This window comes from Aquimarina sp. BL5, from assembly GCF_003443675.1.
Taxonomy (GTDB): domain Bacteria; phylum Bacteroidota; class Bacteroidia; order Flavobacteriales; family Flavobacteriaceae; genus Aquimarina.
On the sequence record NZ_CP031963.1, the window covers coordinates 3,453,768 to 3,477,424 of the forward strand.

The window sequence follows — 23,657 nt, forward strand, 5'->3', positions numbered from 1 at the left end:
ATTATATCTAAACCGGTCTGTAGATATTCTTCATTATTAAATTATATTTGCTCTATGCTTTTTTCGGAAATATTAGGACTTACACATATTAAAAGTTATCTCACTACGAGTGTAGAACGAGGTCGTATTCCGCATGCGCAACTTTTTGTTGGTCCTAATGGCAGTGGTACTTTGCCTATGGCAATCGCCTATGCTCAGTATATTTTATGTCAAAATAAGGATGGTGAAAACACGGGAGGTATCCAATCTTGTAATCTAAAATTTGATCATCTGGCACATCCTGATTTACATTTTGCGTATCCTGTTGCCACCAATGATAAGGTAAAAAAACATCCTACTGCAAATCACTTTGCTGAAGAATGGCGAACCTTTATAAAAGAAAACCCATATGGAAGCATTTTTGACTGGTATCTATTATTGGGAATCGAAAAAAAACAAGGTCAAATTGGTGTAGACGAAGCATTGGATGTAGTAAAAAAACTATCTTTAAAAAGTTATGAAGGTGGTTATAAAGTGATGTTGATATGGATGGCAAATAAAATGAATATCGCCGCTTCAAACAAACTACTCAAGTTAATCGAAGAGCCACCAGAAAAAACAGTTTTTATTCTGATTGCTGAGGATGAAGAACAATTGATACAAACCATAAGATCCCGATGTCAGGTTTTACATTTCCCTCCTTTGGGTGAGCAAGTGATTAAAGACGCTGTAAAAGCATCTGAAGGCCTTTCTGATGCAGAAGCATTAAAGATTGCACATCAAGCAAATGGGGATTATAGTAAGGCATTACATTTATTACATCACGATGGTGGGGATGATCAGTTTGAAGATTGGTTTATACAGTGGGTACGAACAGCTTTTAGAGCAAAGGGTAATAAATCCGCTGTTAATGATTTAATTAATTGGAGTGAATCGATAGCTGGTTCCGGAAGAGAAACACAAAAGAAATTTCTTAATTACTGTCTAGATTTTTTCAGACAGGCGCTCTTATTAAATTACGGAGCTGATGATCTTGTGTTTTTAGAACCTCAAACAAATGGTTTTAAACTTCAGAATTTTGCGCCTTTTATTCACGGAGCAAACATTATGGATATTAGCAATGAGCTTCAGGATGCTATCTACCATATCGAGCGCAATGGTAATGCTAAAATTATTCTAACTGATTTATCCATTAAGTTAACACGATTACTTCATAAAACCCCTTAAAGGAGAGTTGGCTATTATTTAAACTATGATAATTTACTAAAAACTATTACTTGTATGTATAATTTTATGACTCATATTGTCTCTATTACAATCTTACTATTTTTACTTATTACTTTTTTACAATCTGGTATTGACAAAATTACAGATTGGAAAGGAAATCTAAGCTGGTTAAAAGATCATTTCTCTGCTACTTTTATGGCTAAGATGATTCCTTTACTTCTTGGTATTGTTTTAATCTTAGAAATCATCACTGCTGTATTGTGTGTCTTAGGAATTTATCAATTAATAGCCGATGGAGGAATACGGTATGCGTCTGAGGCTATGTTTTCTGGTTGTTTTACCTTACTAATGCTTCTTTTTGGTCAACGTGTTGCTAAGGATTATCAAGGAGCTTTAACTATAACTTGTTACTTTATCGTAGCTATTTTTGGACTATATGTGGTAAACTCTTAAAAAGTTTAAAAAGCAAAAGAGCACTTAAACAGTGCTCTTTTGCTTTTTTTTAATATGTACATCCACATTTACTTTGCCTACACCCGAAATCTATTCCAAGAGTAATCATATGGGATCCAGCAGCATTACTTGCATCAAATACCTCATTTACATTAACTTGATACCCATAGGCAACATAAAAGTTGGCCTTTTTAATACCAATCATTGGAGATACTGATAGGGGTTTAAAGTCCTGATCCACTAATGATCTAAGACTTATTCCTGCCCAATAATAATCTCCTCTATGTAACTTTCTTACCTTTAAATTTAAATCTGCTGTACTCCTTCCATCACCTGCGAAATTCTGATATAACACTGATGGTTCTATCTCTATATCACTAAATCGATCATAAAAAGTATACCCAGAATACACATAGTAATTCTGTATCGATGATGGTTCTGTTGGATTAAAATCATCTATCTCTTTCTGCAATAAATTTACTGCATTGGCACTTAAGAAAAATCGTCCTAATCTATACAGTACTCCAATGTCAAAATTAGAGTTATTCACTGATACGTTTTCCAAGGATTCACTAGGTGGTAAGTCCGGGTCTCCATCATTAAACTGGGAAGTATCAATACCAAACTGTGTAAATTTATAACTAATACCAAAAGATAAATACTGATTAGTATACTCGTTCAACGTTAAATGATGTGCAAACGATAACTGAACACCTTTCTGTGAGGTAGCTCCGTTTTTATCATTAAACAAGATTGCACCTACTCCTGAACGATCAGAAATACGACCATCTATAGATATCGATTGAGTCCCTGGGGCATCCGCGATATCTACCCATTGTTCAAAACCGGAAGCACGAACCTGCCAGCAATCTCCCACACCTGCATAGGCACTAGAAATTAAATATGGATTATCTGCGATATATTGGTTCTGAACTGGTGCAAAAAACTCCTGAGCATAACTTCTATTGCCTACTATAGTCATTAATAAAACTATAGCTATTATCATATGTCTTGTGTACGTTCTCATACTTATTATCTGTATAAAGTAAAGTGACCTGTAAACTCTCTATTATCAATATCATTCAGGATAATTGTAAACCAATAATCTCCCGATGGCAATTCACTTCCTTGGTAAATTCCGTCCCAACCATTATTTGTGCCTTGATCTCCGACAAACTGTGCTAATAATCGACCATATCTGTCGAATACCTTAACTTCCATATTACCGAAGAAGAATGGATCTCTGAAAGGATCCTGTCTTGGATACCAAGTATCATTAGTGCCATCTCCATCAGGAGTAAAGTAATTAGGGATAACAATATTGATAAATATTAACTCTTGTGATGAGGTTATCACACAATTATTAAAACTATTATCGACTACTCTAAGAGCATAAAAACTAGTCTCATCAATCGAGAAAATATTTGTATCTAATTCCCTATAATCCGAGTCTACCAAATCGTTCAGTGTTGATCCATTTGGAATAATCGCAACAAAATAGGTGTAATTATTATTATATGGTTCAGTTCCTCCTATTCTAATTTCATATTCATTTGGATCCTGAGGGTTATTAGTCATAATCGCAACAGGTGGAAGTAAAGGAACATACGGCTCAATTAGAATCAATCCTGCATCAAACACACATCCTGTTGGGGTATATGTCATTGTTCCTTGATATTCTCCTGGCTGAACAACAAAGGACGGAGATAGACTATCACCTGGGCTAATTCCTCCATCAGTTGACACTAAGTTATAAATGATATCTGTATCAACAGAATCGTCACCTAACACAAAATCTATATAATATACTGGTGGCTGACTCACTGTACCATCGTCATTATAAATAGGACAATCTGCTCGTGGACTCATTACTCCATTAAGAATAGCTCCTTCTGGAATATCTACAGGTAACGTAATCGGACAATCATTAGAATCTCTAATAAAAATATTAGTAATACCTCCTGGAAGATCCATATATGTTAATAGCCCTTCTACAAAATCACTATCATTGCCCGTAATACTTGTAAAATAAGGAGGTGTACCACCCGTAATATCTATAGTAACTGCTCCATCATTAGCGTCAGCACATGTCTCTGCCGTTACTGATCCTACAATATTGGCCATTAACTGATCTGGTTCTCCTATCGTTACATCATATACTTGTCCACAACCATTAGAATCTTGTGCAAATACTTGATACACTCCGGGAACAAGGTTCGTAAACGTATGCTGATTAGGAACATTATCTGAAGCATCATTAAAGAATTGACCTGGATCGGTACTAATTGCAAAAGAATAATCTGGAGTACCACCAGCTGCAAACACAATAATGGATCCATTATCTTCTCCAAAACAAACTACGTTTGTTACCTCAGGTGGGATATTTTCAAACTCTGCAGGATTTATAATATCAAAATCAACCTGAGAAACACAATTTCTATCACTTCTTACCAAATATGTATAGTTACCCGGTGGTAGATCACGGAATTCACTCTCACTCTGTGGACCCCAAGTTTGGGCAGTTGTGTTATTCGTCAATTCAAAAATATAGTCTCCAATACCACCTGTCACTGAGGCATCGATAATCGCTGTCTCTTCATTGAAACAATTGATCATTGCAGCACTCAAATCTAAAGTAATTGCTATTTGATTAATAGGTATTACAGGAACTGGTGATGACAACTGAGATCTACATCCGTTTACATCTTCTACGAAGAATTGATATTCTCCTGCTCCAAGACCAGTGAAAACTCCAGACCCACCATTAGCGACCTGATTTCCATCTTGATCTATATAATAGTATTCTGTAATTGCTACATCACTAGTACCACTTATTGTAACGTCGATAGTGTTAATATCACAAGTTACCTGTGTTACACTATCTATATTTACCGTAACCTCATTTGGTTCGTTAATTATTGCTGTTGTCGTCGCTGTACAATTAAGGTTATCAGAAACCGTAATTGTGTACGTTCCAGCACCCAAATTATTGAATACATTTACAGACTGAGGCCCGCTTGTCGTTGTTCCATCAGGGAATGTTAAAGTATACAAATACGTTCCTGGTCCTTGACCTCCACTTGCCACTACAGTAATAGTACCATCTGTGTCTTCAAAACAAGTTACACTACTATCAGCAATAGGGTCTACAATTATAGCATTTGGCGCTTGTATTGTAAATTGCTCATCATCTGTACATCCCTGACTATCTTCTGCAGTAACAGTATATAAACCGACAGTTAAGTTTTCAAACAATCCAGTAGTATTTGTTACCCCTCCAGGAGTTAGTGTATATGTTACAGCTCCTTGAGCTCCTGTAACAGATGCCTGGAATGATCCATCAGCACCAGGTAAACAAGACTCTACAATATTAATTGGTGATATTGCAGTTACAATAGGAGAACCTGGCCCCATTACAGCTACTGCATTAGATCGCTCAGTACATAATGGATCCGCAGTTTCTACTATTTCTACAATATATAAACCTTGTGGTAAAGACACTGGTAAAATATATGGATCAGGATCTGTTGTTGTGTCTCCTGTTCCAGAGAACGCTGTTGGGTTTCCGTTTTCATCAAGGATCGTAAAGGTATAAGGACCTGTATATCCTGTAATTGAAATGTTTATAGTACCATCTGCATCTCCTAAACAAGATTCGGGAGTTTCTTGTGCAGCAATCAATTCAACAAAATCAAACTCATCAATTTCATGCGTAACAGTAATCGTACACATTGTGATTTGATCCGTTATTCTGAAAGTATAAATTCCCAAAGGTCTTGGTAGTACAAAATTAGCAGTAAAAGTACCAGCTGGAGTATCAACAGGTGCTGGTGGATTAATTACCGCTCCTGCATTATCAATTAGCTCAAATAAGAAATCACCAGATCCACCTTGCACAGATACAGTTACCTCTTCATCTACCGCACAGGTAATATCTGTAACTACTGTAACCGCTGGATTAATCATAATTGGGAATGGATTAACAGTCTCAATTATAGTAACGTCTGGAGCGGTATTACAACCGTTAAAATCAGTGACTGTAATTGCATAATCACCTTCTTCATCTGCTAGAATTTCTAATTGCACTCCATCAGCAGGGTTTCCATTGGCATCAACAACATCTATAACTGTCACTGTATTTCCGGAAGGAGTAACATAAGTAACTGTATAAGGAGGTATGCCGTTTTCAATTGTAACAGTAATCACTGGGAAAACTTCACTGTTATCTGCAGGATTACAACTATAATTACTTTGAGCAGCAACCGCTGTAACTTGTGTTGCGTTAGGAACAGTAATAGTGTCCTGACCTGAACAATCTCTATCAGAAGTTACTACTACAACATAGTCTCCAGTAGCAAGTCCGGTAAACACAGGGTCGTCTATTTGATCAACACCTACTTGCACACCAGGAACTCCTCCTCCTATATCTACAAATATTTGATATGTATAAGGACCATCATCGTCTGTTGTAGGATCAAGAGTCGCTGTTACCGTACCGTCTGTTGCCCCGATACAAGATATCGGAGTTGCAGTTGCAGTTACTATTGGATCAACAGGCACAGCAAGTTCAGGTACATCGATAACTATAGAACAAGGTGCTGTAATGGCAGGAATATTAATATCACTGATTTCTACAATGTAATCTCCAGCTGCTATTAAAGTAAATATATTGTTTCCTACCTGTGGTCCAGCAACAATAGCATTTGTTCCCTCATCTCTTAATGTAAATGTAAAGTTACCAGGATTTGTACCGAAATCTGAACCACCGGTTACAGTCACTGTAATTGTACCATCAAGGTTTCTACATGTTGGATCTACTGTGAAATCTGCAGAAGCTATCAACTCCGGTAAAATCGTTATAGACTCTGTATTTGTAGGACATCCATTCTCGTCATATGCCGTTACTGTATATGTCCCTGGAGTACCGACAGTAATATTAGTAGATGTTAATCCATTATTAGCATCTTCTATTGCTCCTCCATTTAACTGGAATTGTAAAGCTCCTGTTCCTGGAGGAACTCCTACATTACTAACTCCACTTGCCGTAATTACATAACTACCATCGTGGGTACATACATCATCCACCGTAAGCGGATTTAAAGTTGGATCAGCAGTCACAAATACGTTAAAAGGTATTGCTCCTGGGTTTGAAGAACAACTATTTGCATCTGTAACGGTTACAATATAAGGAGTACCAGCCACAGATCCAGGTAAAGAGAAATCTCCAGTATTATTTGTAAATACAGGATTCACTCCATCATCTGCAGTAAAAGTATATGGTGGTGTACCACCACTAGCCTCTACACGTATTCTACCATCAGAGGTACAGAACCCAGCATCATTTCCTGTAAAAGTTAATATCAACTCAGCTGGTTGCGCAATGGTAACCACATTGGATGTGTCCTCACATGTTGAAACCGGATCCGTTATTGACACCTCAATACTTCCTGCTTCTAAACCTGTTATCGTTATAGGGTTTTGTACCGTAGTATCTGCTCCGATTGGTCCCGTAACAGTTCCTGTCGTTGTATTCGTTACCGTATAGTTATAAAGACCACTATGTCCGGTTACGGTAAGTTCAATATTACCTGTAGCGTCACCAAAACACAAAATGTCTGGAGTAACTACTGCTATTTCTGCCTCTATGGTATCATAAGGAATAATATTATAAGGTAATGTCTCTATAGAACATTGAGTACCTTGATCAAATACTCTAAACGTATAATTACCTACTCCTGGTAAAAAGAAGGATGCACTTGTAGTTGTAGCGCCTCCTGAAGGAACTCCTAATTGAGATGGTACTGCCCCATTAGTTTCTATAAAATCGAATGGTCCTGTTCCACCTGTTACTGTTACTGTAACCTCTTCTGTATTCGTAGTACAGTTAATGCCTGTAACTAGATTTACAACCGCGTCAGTCATCACTGGGAACACCGGTATCGGTAATGGTGCCAGAACATTAGGACAATCATTTACATCGAATATTGTAAATGTATAATTACCCGCTTCATTTGCTATAATTTGAATCCCCGCTAAACCTGCATCAGTGTCTAAAGTTGCAGGATCTACTGGTCCAACAACATTCCCTGAAGGATCAGTATACGATATTTCATATGGTGCATTACCACCGCTAAAATTGTCTACCGTTATTACTGGAAAATTAACTACGGCTCCTGTACAGCCATATGGTGTTTCTATTACAACAGTTGCTAAAGGATCTGAAGGCTGATCTATAATATAATCTTCAGTATCCAAACAAATTACATTAAGTGATCCATTTGGCTTTGTAACTGTTACTTGTACTGTATAAGTTCCAATTCCTAAACCAGAGAAAACAGGACTCGTTTGCAGTGGTCTCGTAACCGGCCCAGCAATAATTTCATATTGATAGGTCACGGCTGGATCTGCATCTGTTGATGCAACCGTTAATGCGGCTGTTATTACCCCATCCGTATCACCTATACAGGTTACAAAAGTAGTTTCTGGCACTAACACTGGTGGTGTCGGTGCGTCTATACTTACTGGAGCAGAAAACGAGCAGAATGGTGTTGTTCCTCTTCCGTCATCTGTAACAACAACTATATAACTTCCAGGAGCTACACCGGTATAAATACCAGTAGCGTCACCTGTAGTATTTCCAGTAGGTGTTCCCGTTCCATCTTGTAGCACATAAGTTAATGTACCTTGTACAACCCCTGATGCAATTGTTGTTTCGATAACACCTGTAGCATTTTCACAATCAGGAGCCGTCGTAAATGCAGCACTAATTGTCAATTCACCATATACAGTAACTGGAGTACTAGCCGAACAACCGGAATCATCTGTTATTGTTATCGTATATGTTCCTGGAGTAGAAACTATAAATTGGTGGTTGTTATTATCTATACTTCCAGCAACTGCAGTTCCACCGTCTAATTGATATAATAAAGTACCTAAACCTGTTCCATCAATATCAATTATGTTACTGTTATCATACGCACAATCATCGATAAAGTTAGCTACTACAGTTGGTAATGGGTTTACCACTGTAGTTACCGTAATTGGTCCAAAACTACATCCATTAGCATCAGCAACCCAGATGTCTTGTACTTGTGCATTTGTGTTTCCTAAATCAATGACATTACTGTTTAAAGGATACGTCCCTGGATCTACAGAAGGTGATGGTACTAACGCATAAGTATATCCGTCCGCAGTTGGTGGTATTGCAAAAGGTGTACCTCCATCGGTATCCATAATTACCTGAGCATTTGTTCCACAGCTATTAGCTGGAGTTTGATTTGTTGCTATAGAAGTTAATGGATCTGGAATATCAATAATAAAATCTAATCTAGAAGGACAAAATGGTGCTGTACCTTCCCTCACAACCACATAGTATTGACCTGGAGGGAAATCAGTTATTGTCACAGGTAACGGAGCTGGGCTTACTACAGGTGCTGAACCTGAATATACCCCTGGTGCCAAACTAACATCCAAACTAACATTAGTAATCTGGTCAAAAACCTCCCACTCAATAGATGTAACTCCTGGGTCGTATCCAGAAACCGTAAAAGTAATTTCTCCATCATCCAAAGCCGGTGACACATTACATGAAACATCTGAAAGTGAATTCTGAGTAATTGTAGGTGAAGAAGGAGGTGCTAATGGAGGTACCAATTCTTGATAAATACATCCAGTTGCAAGGTCTCTAACTTCTAAAATATAAGTTCTGTTAAAATCCAAAACATCAAACGCACCCGCAGTCATACCACCATAACGATGATCTCTAATCGGCGTAGTTGCATCAATAGTTGTAGCTCCTGCAGGAACATCATTTAAAGGCACAAAATCTCCTAATCCAGGCGAAGGTTCTCCCACGATACGAATTTCAAATCCTGGTGGTGGATTAGATCCGTCTATACCTGAACCTCCCTGTACCTCAATATCAAAAACAACCCCTCCTGGACAGGTGGCAGTCGCAGTAACAACTGATTGTAAATCCGTTATAGGAGAAAATACATCAAATGGTCCAAACGGACTAGCATCCGTACAACCGTTAGCATCTTCTACAAAAACATAATACTGTCCGAAATCAACATCACCAAAAGTAATACTAGTGCTAGCTGTAGCTGGAATTGGATTACTTGGAGTAACACCTCCAACAGGAACTAACGGTCTCGCAAATAAGTTACTTGCCTCTACTAATGTATAAATAAAAGGTCCAGTACCTCCTGTGATTGTAAGATCAACAGAACCTAAAACATTTCCTGATGGATTTCCAGTCGATCCATCATCACAGGTAACAGGATTACCTGTACCGGATCCCGATATAACACTTGGTTCTATTACATCTACACTACCAACTCCTGTTGGTAAAGGATATAAACACCCTCGACTACTTCTTACAGTATAGTTATATGTTCCAGCCGCTAAATTTGGAAAACTAATCTGTGTTCCAGTAATAGTTACAAATCCGGCACCATTAAAATCTATTTCATAAGGAGTTTCTGTTCCTGTCACTGTAACAACAACAGTTCCCGTGTCTCCAAAACAATCAACATTAACATCTGGTGCAGTAATTGTTGGTGGTACTGGATCTGTAACTGTAAAAGGTGATGTAGTAAACGTACATCCTCTATCATCAGTAACTCTAAATTCATATGTACCAGCTCCAGAAGTAGCAATATAATCTGTAAAAGGTGCTGTAACATTGGTGAGATGATCTACAAAAGCTCCGCTATTAAACGAAACTGCTATATCATAAGGTGTATACCCTCCATTCACAACAAAAGAAAAGGAGGCGTCTTGAGGAACACCTGCTACATTACAAGCAATATCTACCTGAGTAACATCAAGTGTAACGGCTTCTTCTATAGTCTCGGTAAGTGTAACTGGACACCCATTACTATCAGTTATTGTAATTGTATATGTTCCTGCTTGTGTTAATCCAGGAGTTGTCGTAAATGTTGTTGATGCACCTACATTGGTATCTGGTATCACTATCGTTCCACCAAGAGCAACATTATAAACATAATCCGGTGTTCCAGAGTTTGTTCCGTCAATGTTTATCGTGAAACTTACTGTTCCATCATCTAAACAGAAATCAGAACCAGTGTCTATACTAGCTGCTATCTGCGGTAATTGATTAATATCTAACGTTTGTGTTACTGATACACAAGAATTGCTGTCTGATACAATGATTTGATATCCTGTTCCATTCGGAACGTTTAAATAAGGATCTGTAACGGGTCTACTAGGACCTACTGCTGTTCCTCCAGAGTTATTTAAAACCCATGTGTAACCAGTGCCACTTCCACCCATCACATTACTAATGGTAACCGTACTCGTGTTAGCAACACAATCTTGTATCAATGGATCTATTGTAAAAGTAATTACATCAGGTTCTCCAATAATTACCTGATCAGTAGCCGTACAATCTGTTCTTTCATCTCTTACTAAAATGTCATAAGTTCCTGCAGCTAATATATCGCCAGTAGGAATTGTTGCTGTATTTTGGCCTGTAGCCTGTGCAACAATTGTACCTCCAATAGAAACCTCATATGCATAAGTTTCAGTAATTAAATCAATTCCAGAAACGGTAAACGACAATTCTCCATTGCTCTGTCCATTACATAATGGCTCATTTACAACAGTAGCATTCACCGCTATAAAATCAACAGTAGGGACTGTAAAGGTTTCCGTATACACACAACCGTCAGTATCTGTTCTTGCTAAGAATGTATACGTTGTTCCTGATATAAGATTTGGAAAAACACCTGTATTATTGGGCCCTTGTGCGGCCGGAGCAGTAATTTCATACATTACCGTACTAGTACCATCTAATGTAGCTGTCACAGTCACTTCGGAAGTCAAGCTTGGACATTGCACTTGTGTTGCAGCAAAAGAAAGATCAATTACCTGAACTAATGGCTCAATTGTTAATTGCCCTAAATTTTCTGGGCAAGAAACAGTACTGCCATCTCTAATGTATAATGTATACGTTCCATCTGTCAACCCTGTAAACACTCCAGTTGTATTACTAAAATCTACCCCGTCAATACTATAAGCATATGGAGGTGTTCCATTTGCTGGATTAGATATAGTAATTTCTCCAAGTTGTGGAGTTGTACTTGACCCTGCAGCATCACATCTATACTCTTGTGTAATATCAATATCTGCTGTAATTGGAGTTGGTGCTGTAATAGTCGCACTAACATCTAGTGTACACGCAGGTGTAGTAACTGTTCCATCGGTTATAGTTATTACGTGAGCACCTACAGGAACATTCGCAAATGTTATAGTAGTGTCTCCAGTAGGTCCTATTGTAGTTGTTCCATCTAAAACGTAGGTAAAAGGACCTTCTCCAGCCGTAACCGTAATCGTAATTGAACCATCCTCACTAGGGCAATCCGGATTTGTAATTGCTGGTGTACTTGTAGCAATAGCTTCATATACAGTTACCGTTTCTGGATTAGAAAACGCAGTACATCCTTGATCATCTGTAACCTGAATAACATAAGTTCCAGGAGCTGATATTGTATGTGGAGATGTAATATTTGCTTGCACTAACGTCGGTGGTGAACCTTGAGCATACAAATCAAATTGTGTATATACTGTACTTCCTCCAGCGGCAGTAAAAGTTATATTAGCATCTTCATTACAATTAATATCGTTTGCCAAATCCGCAGTAATAGTAAGTTCTGGGTTTATTGTAAAAGGTAACGCAGCGGTAGAACAATTTGTTGCTGTATTTGTAACAACAACCGTATAATTTCCTGGTGTAAGATTAGGAATTTCGAATGTATTTGCCGGAGCAGGTGTTGCAACTGGTAAAAACGTTATAGCAACTCCAGTTCCTCCATTAAGACTATATTCAAAAGGACCTAAAGGTGTAGGTATTCCAGGAGTAATTGTTACCCATTGAGTTGCTTGATCTGTTCCATCGTAACAATTATCTCCACCTGTTGCCAAAGCAATTGTAGGTGAAGCAGATTGAACTATTGTCTCTGTGTTATTGATTTCACAAGCAGTAGCAGAATTACCATCTCTAACAAAAATTGTATAGGTATCTGCTGCTAATCCGGTAAATACGTTATTGGTATTAGGATAGTCTACAAGTACTCCACCTCCACTGTCTAACAATCTGTATTGATAGTTTCCTCTTCCTCCATTAGCTGTAACCGTAATGGTTCCAGTATCTGCACCACAATTAGTTTCTGTAGCTGAGGTAGTAAAAGTTAAAGGTGTTGCTGGTTCGGTAATATCAACTGTTGCAGTATCAGAACAATTTAATGGTGATCCTGAACCACCAGGATTTGTATCGGTAACCGTTATTGTATAATTACCTGCAGCCAATCCTGTAACATTTACAGGGCTTGTAGTAATACCATTTCCAGAATCAACAACGGCTCCACTAGATGTCAATGTAACAATATAATCAAAAGACGTGCTATTAATGACATTAAAGGATAACGCTCCATTGCTTTCTCCTACACAAACTACAGGGGTAGTCTCCACTGCATTCGTTATATCTATTGGATCAATAACATCTACTCTATAATCATCACTAAATGTACATTGATCATCGCTTCTTCTCGCAGTAACAGTATAAGTAATAATGCCTTGAACAAAAGTATAGCTATTAGTAGTTAAAAAACCTGTGTTACCTGTTGCACCTGTCCCTGTTGCAGGATCAGGTGATACATCATATTCATACACAACACCAGCTGCTATGTCTGCAGCAGATAATGGAGGTTGTGCTTCAAAACTAACTTCAGAACTTTGACTGTTACAATCTCCGTCACCAAGACTAAATGTGATATCAGTAATTGGTATAAGTGCTGGAACATTAATAGTAAAAGGAGCAGCACAATCTGCACTTCCTTGGTTTCTAATATATACTGTATAAGAACCATCTGTACTTACTAAAATATCAAAAGGAGTAGTTGTTACATTTGTAAACGTAACATTATCTAAACTCCATTCATAAGAACCAGAACCTCCTGCTATATTATCTACTTGTATGATAGCATCTTCGCTACCTATAATACAACTTAAAGGTCTATCTAAAGTAACATCAGCGGTAATTCCTGTTGGAGAGCTAATGGAAAATCCATATTGTGTAACTGGACATATTATTGGCTCCGGTACCGGAAAAGAACAGTCAGGATTTGTAATTGCAGGTGTAGTATTAGCGTGAGTTACTTGAACTACATATGAATTGCCGTCAGGAACACCTGTAAAAGTAATCGTTTGACTTCCTGTAGAACTAATATCATTAACCAAAGTCCATAAACTTGGGTCTTCATCGTTCGGATCAGCAGGGTCACTAATACCGTTACCACAATTTGGATCTGCAGCACAATCCCAAAGTTGATATGTATATAATCTTCCTGCTACTGTTGGCGAAACATCTACCTGTATTTGTCCTGTGTCTCCAGGACAAGGAGGTTGAGTAACCGTAACATTGTCAATTACAATTGGCTCATACGGCGTTATATTATCAATACTTGCAGAAATAACACAAGCTGGTGAACCACTAGGAACACTATTATCACTTATTCTGAAGGTATATGTAGTAGCTGGGTTTGCAGGACTAGGAATCTCGAAAATATTACAAGCTACAAAATTACCATCACCATTATCATATAAGTAGTTTCCTGAACCATTTAAAACGTTTACTTGCACTAAAGCTCCACTATCACAAGTTTCAGGTGCTAATAATACCACCTCTGCATCAAAAGCAGGTGCAGGGTTGATAGTTACCGTTGCATCAAAAACACATTCTGGTGTAGGTCTATTAGAAATTACCTCTACAGTATATGTTCCCGCAGGTAAATTATTCTGTGTATAATTCCCATTATTAGCGCTACTATTAGGAACAATAATTGGATCTGCTGCTCCTAATGCAGGGCTAGAAATTGTATATTGGTATTCCGGTATTCCTCCCGTTACACTAATATTAATTCTACCAAATCCTGTTCCATTATCATCATTAACACAACTAGGGTCAACACCTGTAACACTAAAAGATGGATCTATTGAAGGTACATTAATTGTTTCAGAATATTCACATCCAGGAAAAGTGGTGTCAATTGCGTAAACCGTTACATCTCCCGCCGTAGAAATGGCAAAAATACCTGTCGTATTTGTATAAGGTCCTCCTGGATTTAAACTAAATGCAAAATTTGTTGGCACATTTACCACACTTACACTACCATCACTACCACATTCTATTGGATTCATGGTAAGATCTGGCTGATAATCATTTTTAAATACACTAAAATAAAACGGTATCTCACATCCACCATCAAACTCGGCAAGAATTCTATAATCACCTGCTTCCGAAACTGTATAACTTGGAGTATTTCCACCAGTAACTTCTACCCAATTAGCATCGGTACAATTACCATCTAATAAAGAACATGGATCATTGGGATCCAACACACAAGATCCCGAAGGAACTAATCGTTGCCAAGAAATATCATCCAAACTAGATGGATCAAAATTAGTTTCCAATAATAATGTTTGATCACCACATAACAGAATTTGTGGAATTGGAACTCCACTACAATCTTCTGTTACTATAGTTGTACCATTAACATAATCCAAAACAGGATTTGTAATATCTCTAAAATCTTCTACCGTAAACTCTTCTGTAAGTGACATACAACTAGGATCAACCCCGTCAGTATCTTCTTTAAAAATAGTGTACGTTCCTGTTTGAGGGTTAGGAACATCAAAAACATTAGCTCCTGGACCAGTTTGTACAATTGGAGTTGCTATACCGGGTCCTGTTAAGGTATATTGATTATAACCAGTACCTGCTACTAGCAATAAGTCATCATTACAAAAAGTGACATCTAATTGACATGCCGGAACATTAACCAATATATTAGAAGCTTCATTTAACTGATCTCCACAAACACCTAATTGTGAGCTACTTGTAGTGCTTCCAAGAGTACCCGATTGTAATCCTGTATATGTCGCCGTAGCCGAATTTGTTATTACATCAGAACAAGCATCTCTTAATTCCTCACAGCTACTTACCAGCTGTGCCCTAAAACGTATAAAGATAGGCGCATCTCCATCTCCAACTGGTTCGTCATTTGGAGTCTCAACAATACTTGAAGGAATATTAAACTCTAATACTCCCGGTGACACTTCGGAATAGGTAACTCCTGGAGGTAATGTAGCATCAACTACTCCCAATAAATTAGTGTTAGGAGGTAAAATATCTGTAATAATTACTGTACCATCAACGAAATCTTCGTTACCGATGTTCTCAATTTCCAAGTCATAAAAAACTTCATCGCCTAACTCTACGTTGCCACCAGTTATTTCTGTAGAACCATCTAAATCAAAAACTTTTTTAATGATCCTTAATTCAGGTTCTATAATGGTAACGGAAAAGGCGTTAAAAAATACACTATATCGATCACGGTCTGTAAATAACTCGAAGGTAGCAGATGTTTGTCCATTACCAACTAAATCCTTTGTAACATTCGGAAGTTCAAAATAATCCATATCGAACCCCTGTGTGTTTTCTGAATTTGGCGTTCGATCTGTAATATAATTACCATCAAAAGATATAGATCCGTTGAAAAAATTAGTTGTTGGATTTGCAGATGCATTACCCTGTCCTAATGCAGTAAGCCCGCCAGCTGTATTCATTATTCTTAGCTCATCACCACCTAAACTAGTATCCCCTTCTAAAGAAGCAGTACCGTATCTTACATTAACAGGTTCGTTTACTCCAGTGGGCGTTGTAAACCCACTATATGTAAACTGTAATGGAGCCTGACCTCTAAAAATTTGAACAAATCCATCACTTACACTAATAAATTTAGCCGATTCTTGTTGATCTTCGTAAACAGCTACCAGAAACCAACCTCCACAGGCTCCATCTCCACCAGAAGTAAAACCTTGAGTGGCATTCATATCGGCAACAGTGTATGTACCAAAAGGATTGTCAGGATCTATTAAGCTGGTTACATCCGCATAACAAACATATGGAACTTCATCATTAGCTGTATCTCCTAAAGGGTTCGTAGGCGTATTTCTATATCCATCAAAAACAACACTACTAGCCGTTACATCTACATAGCTACCACCTGGAACCTTAAATTTTACATTTCTAAAATCTGCAGGACCTTCTTTTCTTGGATCTGTAAGAGGAAGACTAGTCAGCCAATCATTACCACTACTAGTTGATAAAGTTGCTAATACAACGTTGGTTTCTGCTTGGAGTAGTGGTATTAAATCCCCATTAGTAAAATTAGCATTAGTTATATCATCATTTCCTATCGATACAGCAGGAATGTTGATTACAGGGCCATTTCCTGTCATCCTTGGTAAAAGACCTCCATCATTTACTATCACAACTCCAACTGCACCTGCGTTCTGTGCGTTTACTACTTTTTCTCGCAAAGAACAACTTCCTCCATCCCTAATAACTGCAATATTACCGTTTAGGTCTGTCGCATTTGTAATACCGCAACCATTTACCGGTTGTGCCACTACCAAATATGATGTTACGGGATCAAATTCAATATCTGAGTTATCATTACTAAACTCAGAATTCCTTGCAGTATACATTTGTGCTAAAGGGCCATTGTTAATAATTAAAGACGTACCTGTTACCGAAAAACTTGAAATCTCATCATCAGTATCATCAATAGGACTATCCTCTCTGGCCATATAATAATTAGCAGACCAATACAACCCCGCGTATACTAGTCGACTACAATCTTCTCTCGGTACTGTTAAACCCGCCTCACTAGAACTAAATGTTGTTGGGTCATTATCAACATCAATAAAAGCAGTGACATAATTACCATTATTATCATTACCATTATAGCTCCTATTTGGATTGGTAAAAGTGTTTCCATCATCATCTTCAATTACACCAACGATGTCATTACCTGTCATCACCATGTTTCCTCTGATATTGCTGAATTGCGCTCCCGGTCTAGGAGTAAGAGGAACTGATTCTTGTGCACTGATATTGCTTATGGTACCGAAAACAATTAATATTATTAACAGTACAGCTTTTTTGGGTACTAGTGTTTTCATAAGCTGCTTTATTTGAGTTGTGTTGTTCATTCTAGTATTTTTTGGGGTACTCACTATTCTATTTTTAATATATAAAGATCGCCATCATATGTGTTATTCACATTAGAGAACAAGCTCGCCTTAGCCTGATCCAGACTATCAAATTTATCTAAATAGACATATATGTAATTATCCTTAGGGTTTCTGAAAAACTTAGGTTCTAATCCATTAGATTTAAGTCTATCCATTCCTCTTTCAAAATAATTTTCTCTCTTAAAAATATTCGTGATCAAATAGTAACCATTCTCAATATTGTGACCGCCTATATATGATAGACTCTCTGTCAATACAGTATCATCCTTCACTGTATCCTTAATCAGTCTCGTTTCTTGCACTAATCTTTTTAGAGACTCTACTCTACTTTTAGCAATATGTAATATCCACATATCACCGAAATATTTATTTCCAATATTATTTAAATAATTCTCTGCAGCTTCAGTTTTATCAGCGTAATACTTAATAGATACATACTGATATTGATTTTCAGGATTTAGAATTATCTGAGCATCATTAAAACCAAGATCATTTAATTTATTGGTAAAGCTATCCGCATATGTTCCACCTCTAAACACATTACCAATTAAATAATATCCTTCTGGATAACCAGGAATAAATTTAGTAGCATATTTAGCTTCAGGTCTTGTAGCATCTGCAAACTTGATAAACCTGTTCTTAGCAGTAAGTCTCTTAGAGCTAGTAGCATCATTTGTATTCTTAACCTCTTCGGCTTCGTCATTCATATTTACCAGAGACTCTAATAGTTTATTAAATCCTCTCTTATCAAGATTTGTAGTAGAGGTTAATAATGAATCCCTTGATGCAATCAATTTATCAGTAATTCTACTACTGTTATCTAATTCTTTTTGTATTGCATCTAAATCTTCACCTTTTTCTTCTGTATTTGCAGCTTCTGCTTCCTGACGTTGTCTCTCTTCTTCTGCTAATCTTGCAGCTTCTGCTTCCTGACGTAATCTCTCTTCCTCAGCTAGTCTTGCAGCTTCTGCTTCCTGACGTAATCTCTCTTCTTCTGCTAATCTTGCAGCTTCTGCTTCCTGACGTTGTCTCTCTTCTTCTGCTAATCTTGCAGCTTCTGCCTCCTGACGTAATCTCTCTTCTTCAGCCAATCTTGCAGCTTCAGCTTCTTGACGTAACCTCTCTTCCTCAGCCAATCTTGCAGCTTCAGCTTCTTGACGTAATCTCTCTTCTTCAGCTAATCTTGCAGCTTCAGCTTCTTGACGTAATCTCTCTTCCTCAGCCAATCTTGCAGCTTCAGTTTCTTGACGTAATCTCTCTTCTTCAGCTAATCTTGCAGCTTCTGCTTCCTGACGTAATCTCTCTTCTTCTGCTAATCTTGCAGCTTCTGCTTCCTGACGTTGTCTCTCTTCCTCAGCTAATCTTGCAGCTTCTGCTTCCTGACGTAATCTCTCTTCTTCTGCTAATCTTGCAGCTTCTGCTTCCTGACGTAATCTCTCTTCTTCTGCTAATCTTGCAGCTTTTGCTTCCTGACGTAATCTCTCTTCTTCTGCTAATCTTGCAGCTTCTGCTTCCTGACGTAATCTCTCTTCTTCTGCTAATCTTGCAGCTTCTGCTTCAGCATCCTTCTGTATAGCTACTTCTCTTTCTAGTGTTTTCTGAGATTCTTCTCTTCTTTTCTGCTCTGCCATCTCAAGCTCCAACTTCTTACGAGCTGCCAATCTTTCTTCTTCAGCTTTTTGAGTAGCCATTTCTAATTCTAGTTTCTTCTGAGCCGCTAGTCTTTCTTCTTCCTGTCTTATAGCTTCTGCCTCAGCTTCCTTCTTAGCTAACTCCGCTGCAGCTATTTGTTGTCTCTCCGTTTCAGCAGCTTCTTCTGCTAATCTAACAGCCTCTTCAGCTTCCCTTTTGACTTTTTCTTCTTCTTGTCTTGCAGCTTCTTCAGAAGCAGCTATTCGTTGTCTTTCTGTTTCAGCAGCCTCTTCAGCTAATCTAACAGCTTCTGCTGCTTCTCTTTTAGCTTGCTCTTCTGCTTCTGCTGCTGCTTCTTGTTGTTCAGCTTCTGCTTCTCTCGCAGCTTCCTCAGCAGCGATTCTAGCCTCTTCTTCTTGTCTTCCTGCAGCTTCTTCTGCATTCTTCTGTTCGGCCATTTCTAGCTCCAGCCTTTTCCGAGCTGCTAATCGCTCTTCTTCCGCTTTTTGCTCAGACATTTCTAGCTCTAATTTCTTCTGAGCAGCTAATTCTTCTTTCTGCTTATTAAGAAGCTTTACTTCTTCTTCTCTTTGTAATGCAAGTTCTCTTGCCTTTCTCGCTTCTTCTTCTTTAGCTTCCTGAATAGATCTTTCTAATCTATTCATGGATCTCTGTGCCTGTGATAAAGAATCACTATTCGTGCGTTGTAATTCTCTTATTATCTTATTTTGGTCTAAAATTTCTTTCTTTAATCTTCTTATTTCAGAATCTCTCTGTAACGAGCTTTTTGATGAAATATTTCTTCTTTTTCTTCTCTTTTCTTCTTTTGCGAAATTAAAAGCTAAACCAAATTCATGGGTTGCCCCAAATTCAGCAACATTAGAGTCTCCACCAATTCCTGGCTCTACCGTATACCCGATAGAAATCATTTTTGTAATATTTGCTCCTATACCAATTGAACCACCATAAAAACTATTATAGCCTAATTGTGCCCACCCATATTTTGGAATTTCGAATAAGACGTTTCCTCCATATCGTAAATCTTGTTCTCCTGGTTTGGATGCATATACCATTCCACGTAGTTCATTGTCTATTCTCCTCCAATCAAGTTCCGTAGTATACATTACATGACCAGAATATTCAAAATTGTCAGTTAACAATTCACTCGCTGTAAGATTATATGTAACTAAATTCCCTACAGAAACACCAACATCAAAATTTCCATAATTTAAATTTACTCCAGGACGAAGTAGAAAAACAGAACTGTTCTCATAATTATTAATGATGTCATCATTTACCTGCGCCTCATCCAAATTACTTTTCAAAGAACTCTGAGAATAACTCAAATTCACCCCAAAGGTGAAATTCATGTCTCTATTTAGTTCTATATTATATGCGTAGTTCGCTGTAGCTCCAAAGAATCTGAATATGCCAACATTTTGCTGAAATAGTCCGACACCAATTCCTGTTTTTTCTTCGAATCTTGCCGAATAACTAAGAAAATATGTCTGTGAATTATCACTAAAACTTGCTCTAGGATTCCTATTGTATATATTTAATGAGTTTTTGTTTTCCCTAACCAAAGAAAAAGTAGGGTTGAATAAAAACCGATTATATTTAAGGGAATTATGTAACGGAATATCTGACGGTAATATACCTGATGTATTAGATGATCCATCCTGTCCGCTCACGATATGCGAGCAAAAAATGAATACGGATATATAAAGTATTTTTTTAATCATAAATTATCTCATTACTGTAATTGTCCCCTTTTTTACAACTGTATTACTTCTAGATATTATATAATAATAAATAAGTTCGTTTGCTTGTGATACTGAGTTGGCTGGCCAATCTGCATTGTAACCTCCATTTTTCTGGAAATCTACTTTTCCATTAGAAGAGTATATAGTAACCTCTACATCAGTTTCTCCAAAGGAGTTAGGTAAAACCCAATCATTATTAGCTGCGTTACCACCAGGAGTAATAACGTTTGGTATTAGTTCTGATAAGGCCTGTGGGCCTCCTACCAAAGCATTTAGTGTGCGCTTTGTACATAAAGATGTATTTATTATTGCGAAATATTCTCCTTCTTCTGTTACTGTTAAAACATTAGTTGTCTCTCCTTCTATCAAAACTTCTTCTCCATTTTCAATCACATACCACTCATACGTAAAATTAGTATTTAATGGTGCGGTTAATACTACTGATTCTCCAGCTTGTAATACTGGAGGCGTAATATCCAAAACTATTTCACCCAATAGGAAATCTATTGGTAAATTATTGGAAATAGCATCTAGCGCACCCCCTGGTTCCGGTCCAAAAACAGCACTTAACTCAAAACTTCCTCCACTGTCCGAACCACCTACATCTAACGACAAAGAAGTCTCACCTGTTGAGACTCCATCTTTAAACCATTCAAAATCAAATAAATCAAATTGATCTGTGGTGAGTGGAACTGACTCGTTGTCTGTAGTTATTCCCACCATTTCTGTTAATGCTATGGTAATTGGATCCTGCTCGCAATCGACGACTTCTTCTGGGGCTATGGTAATAGCAATTCTATTAGCTGTTCTTACCTTGGTTTCCGTTACCAGGAACGAATTACAAGGGTCATCCGCTTCAATTTCTATTCTATAATCTCCAACAAATGGAGCTGGAAATGATAAAGTTTGACTTGTTGTTACACCCTGACTTTGAATATTAGTATCCACGATAAACCTAAAAATACTTCCAATAGGAGCATCAGTTTCTATAGTCAAGTTTAAAACTTGGGTTGGTAACAATATCAAACCTTCTGGCAGCGGAACTGTAATACTAGAACCTTCATTTGTTACAACAACCGGTGGTGTTTCCAAATCTGAGCATTCTTCACTAATATTTATTTGTAAAATATATTCTCCTCCAAAATTGTTATCCGGTAAAACTATCGTTGAAGCAATCTCTCCTTCTAGCGCCTCACCGTCTTTAAACCATTGATAGCCGTACCTTCTGTCCACTACATTTGCACTTGCTGATAATATTTTATCTTCATCTGGACAGAACGAAAAATCTGGAGCATTGGTAACAATAGATATATCTCCAACACTTATTAAAAGCGCATCCACTGTATTAGACTTATTGAACCTAAAAACATTATTACATAACCCCACCTGAACTCGCGCCTGATATTCTCCTACTTCCGTTATCAATAAAGTAGGACTATTTTCTCCAGGAATTATTATATCATCTTTTAACCATTCCCAATTAAAATCATTTGCATCGAATACATTATCATTGGTGTCTCTAACTTCTACTGCTATTTCCTTTGCAAAAGATGCAACATTACAAAATATCACATCCTCTCTTTCGTTAAGAATTACTTCTAAATTATCATCATCAAAAAAATGAAACGGTATAGGATCTGATATTATACTTGTAACATTTCCTTCGGTAGCTGTTACTCTTAATCTATAGTTATCACTATTCGCATCTTGGGGGACTGCAACACCAATAAAATTAATATTAGAAGGTCCACCTGAAGCCTCATTGGGACCTGAAGCCGTTAATAATTCTTCTCCTCCATTTGCAAAGCTTCCGGTAGGATCTGATAACTCTAAGATAAAAACATTACTTGCAGGCAGTGCATTCCCTGGAGATAACTCTGCAACAAAATCAAAACTGTTACTTAAAGTACCACAAGCTTGGGCTCCAGAAGTTAAGGAAGGAGCGCCAATAATACGTTGCGCTTTGGCCACATGGATTCCAAGTGCCAAAAATATCACAACGATTGTAAGGTTAAGTCTTTTCTTCATAGTTATCACACCCGTTAATATTATGTGAAAATATGCACTATTAATCAACCGATTTGGGGCGCTTGTTAATAATGTTGTTAATATAATTATTGTAAAGTCATAAAATTATGAATTAAAAATTTATATCAAACCAATTTTTCGTTTTTTTTTGTAATAATATTCTTACTTGTTTTAAACACTATAATTACATCTACTAACGTCGTCAAACCAAATAAATTGTTCCTCACACAATCATCTTATAATCAACTACTTAAAACGAATTCAAATTAAAAAACACAGACTATTATCTTATATTATTTTTTCATTTGTAAATAGAAAAAAAGCTAATTTATGGGTTATAAAAATGAAAAAAGCTCGTAAGTCACTTTTTTTATGGGGTTAAAAAACACGTAAAAATGACAAGTTTTACCGATTAAGTGTATTAATTATTCTTAAAATTTCGTTTATTTTTTA

The 23,657-nt window shown here is 37.3% G+C and carries 6 protein-coding genes; 2 read left to right on the forward strand and 4 right to left on the reverse strand.

From position 1 onward, the window contains the following. The first annotated feature begins 54 nt into the window (after positions 1–54). Both D1818_RS14505 and D1818_RS14510 read left to right on the forward strand, forming a co-directional pair. Positions 55–1,206: a DNA polymerase III subunit delta' gene (locus tag D1818_RS14505; RefSeq protein WP_118463763.1), complete on the forward strand. Its 1,152-nt coding sequence runs from the start codon at positions 55–57 to the stop codon at positions 1,204–1,206. A gap of 54 nt (positions 1,207–1,260) precedes the next feature. After that, positions 1,261–1,659 carry a DoxX family protein gene (locus tag D1818_RS14510; protein WP_118459718.1) on the forward strand — a complete coding sequence of 133 codons (399 nt, stop codon included), beginning with the start codon at positions 1,261–1,263 and terminating at the stop codon, positions 1,657–1,659. Between the two features lie 49 nt (positions 1,660–1,708). Here D1818_RS14510 and D1818_RS14515 read toward each other — a convergent pair whose 3' ends face one another. The 4 genes from D1818_RS14515 to D1818_RS14530 are packed head-to-tail and all read right to left on the reverse strand — an operon-like array spanning position 1,709 to position 23,204. After that, positions 1,709–2,686, reverse strand: a complete 978-nt coding sequence (locus D1818_RS14515; protein WP_118459719.1) for a type IX secretion system membrane protein PorP/SprF — start codon at positions 2,684–2,686, stop codon at positions 1,709–1,711. A gap of 5 nt (positions 2,687–2,691) precedes the next feature. Continuing rightward, complete coding sequence (locus D1818_RS14520; RefSeq protein WP_158596965.1) at positions 2,692–17,709, reverse strand: T9SS type B sorting domain-containing protein; 15,018 nt, start codon at positions 17,707–17,709, stop codon at positions 2,692–2,694. A 53-nt stretch (positions 17,710–17,762) separates the two neighbouring features. Next, the gene (locus D1818_RS14525; RefSeq protein WP_118459721.1) at positions 17,763–21,155 is read right to left on the reverse strand and encodes a PorP/SprF family type IX secretion system membrane protein; all 3,393 of its coding nucleotides are present in this window, start codon (positions 21,153–21,155) and stop codon (positions 17,763–17,765) included. Between the two features lie 3 nt (positions 21,156–21,158). Next, the gene (locus tag D1818_RS14530) at positions 21,159–23,204 is read right to left on the reverse strand and encodes a gliding motility-associated C-terminal domain-containing protein (protein WP_120752475.1); all 2,046 of its coding nucleotides are present in this window, start codon (positions 23,202–23,204) and stop codon (positions 21,159–21,161) included. Between the last annotated feature and the right edge of the window lie 453 nt (positions 23,205–23,657).

Excerpts from the sequence above, each read along its gene's own strand:
- D1818_RS14515 (WP_118459719.1), bottom strand. The coding sequence starts at position 2,686 with ATGAGAACGTACACAAGACATATGATAATAGCTATAGTTTTATTAATG.
- D1818_RS14510 (WP_118459718.1), top strand. The coding sequence starts at position 1,261 with ATGTATAATTTTATGACTCATATTGTCTCTATTACAATCTTACTATTT.
- D1818_RS14520 (WP_158596965.1), bottom strand. The coding sequence starts at position 17,709 with ATGAAAACACTAGTACCCAAAAAAGCTGTACTGTTAATAATATTAATT.
- D1818_RS14530 (WP_120752475.1), bottom strand. The coding sequence starts at position 23,204 with ATGAAGAAAAGACTTAACCTTACAATCGTTGTGATATTTTTGGCACTT.
- D1818_RS14525 (WP_118459721.1), bottom strand. The coding sequence starts at position 21,155 with ATGATTAAAAAAATACTTTATATATCCGTATTCATTTTTTGCTCGCAT.
- D1818_RS14505 (WP_118463763.1), top strand. The coding sequence starts at position 55 with ATGCTTTTTTCGGAAATATTAGGACTTACACATATTAAAAGTTATCTC.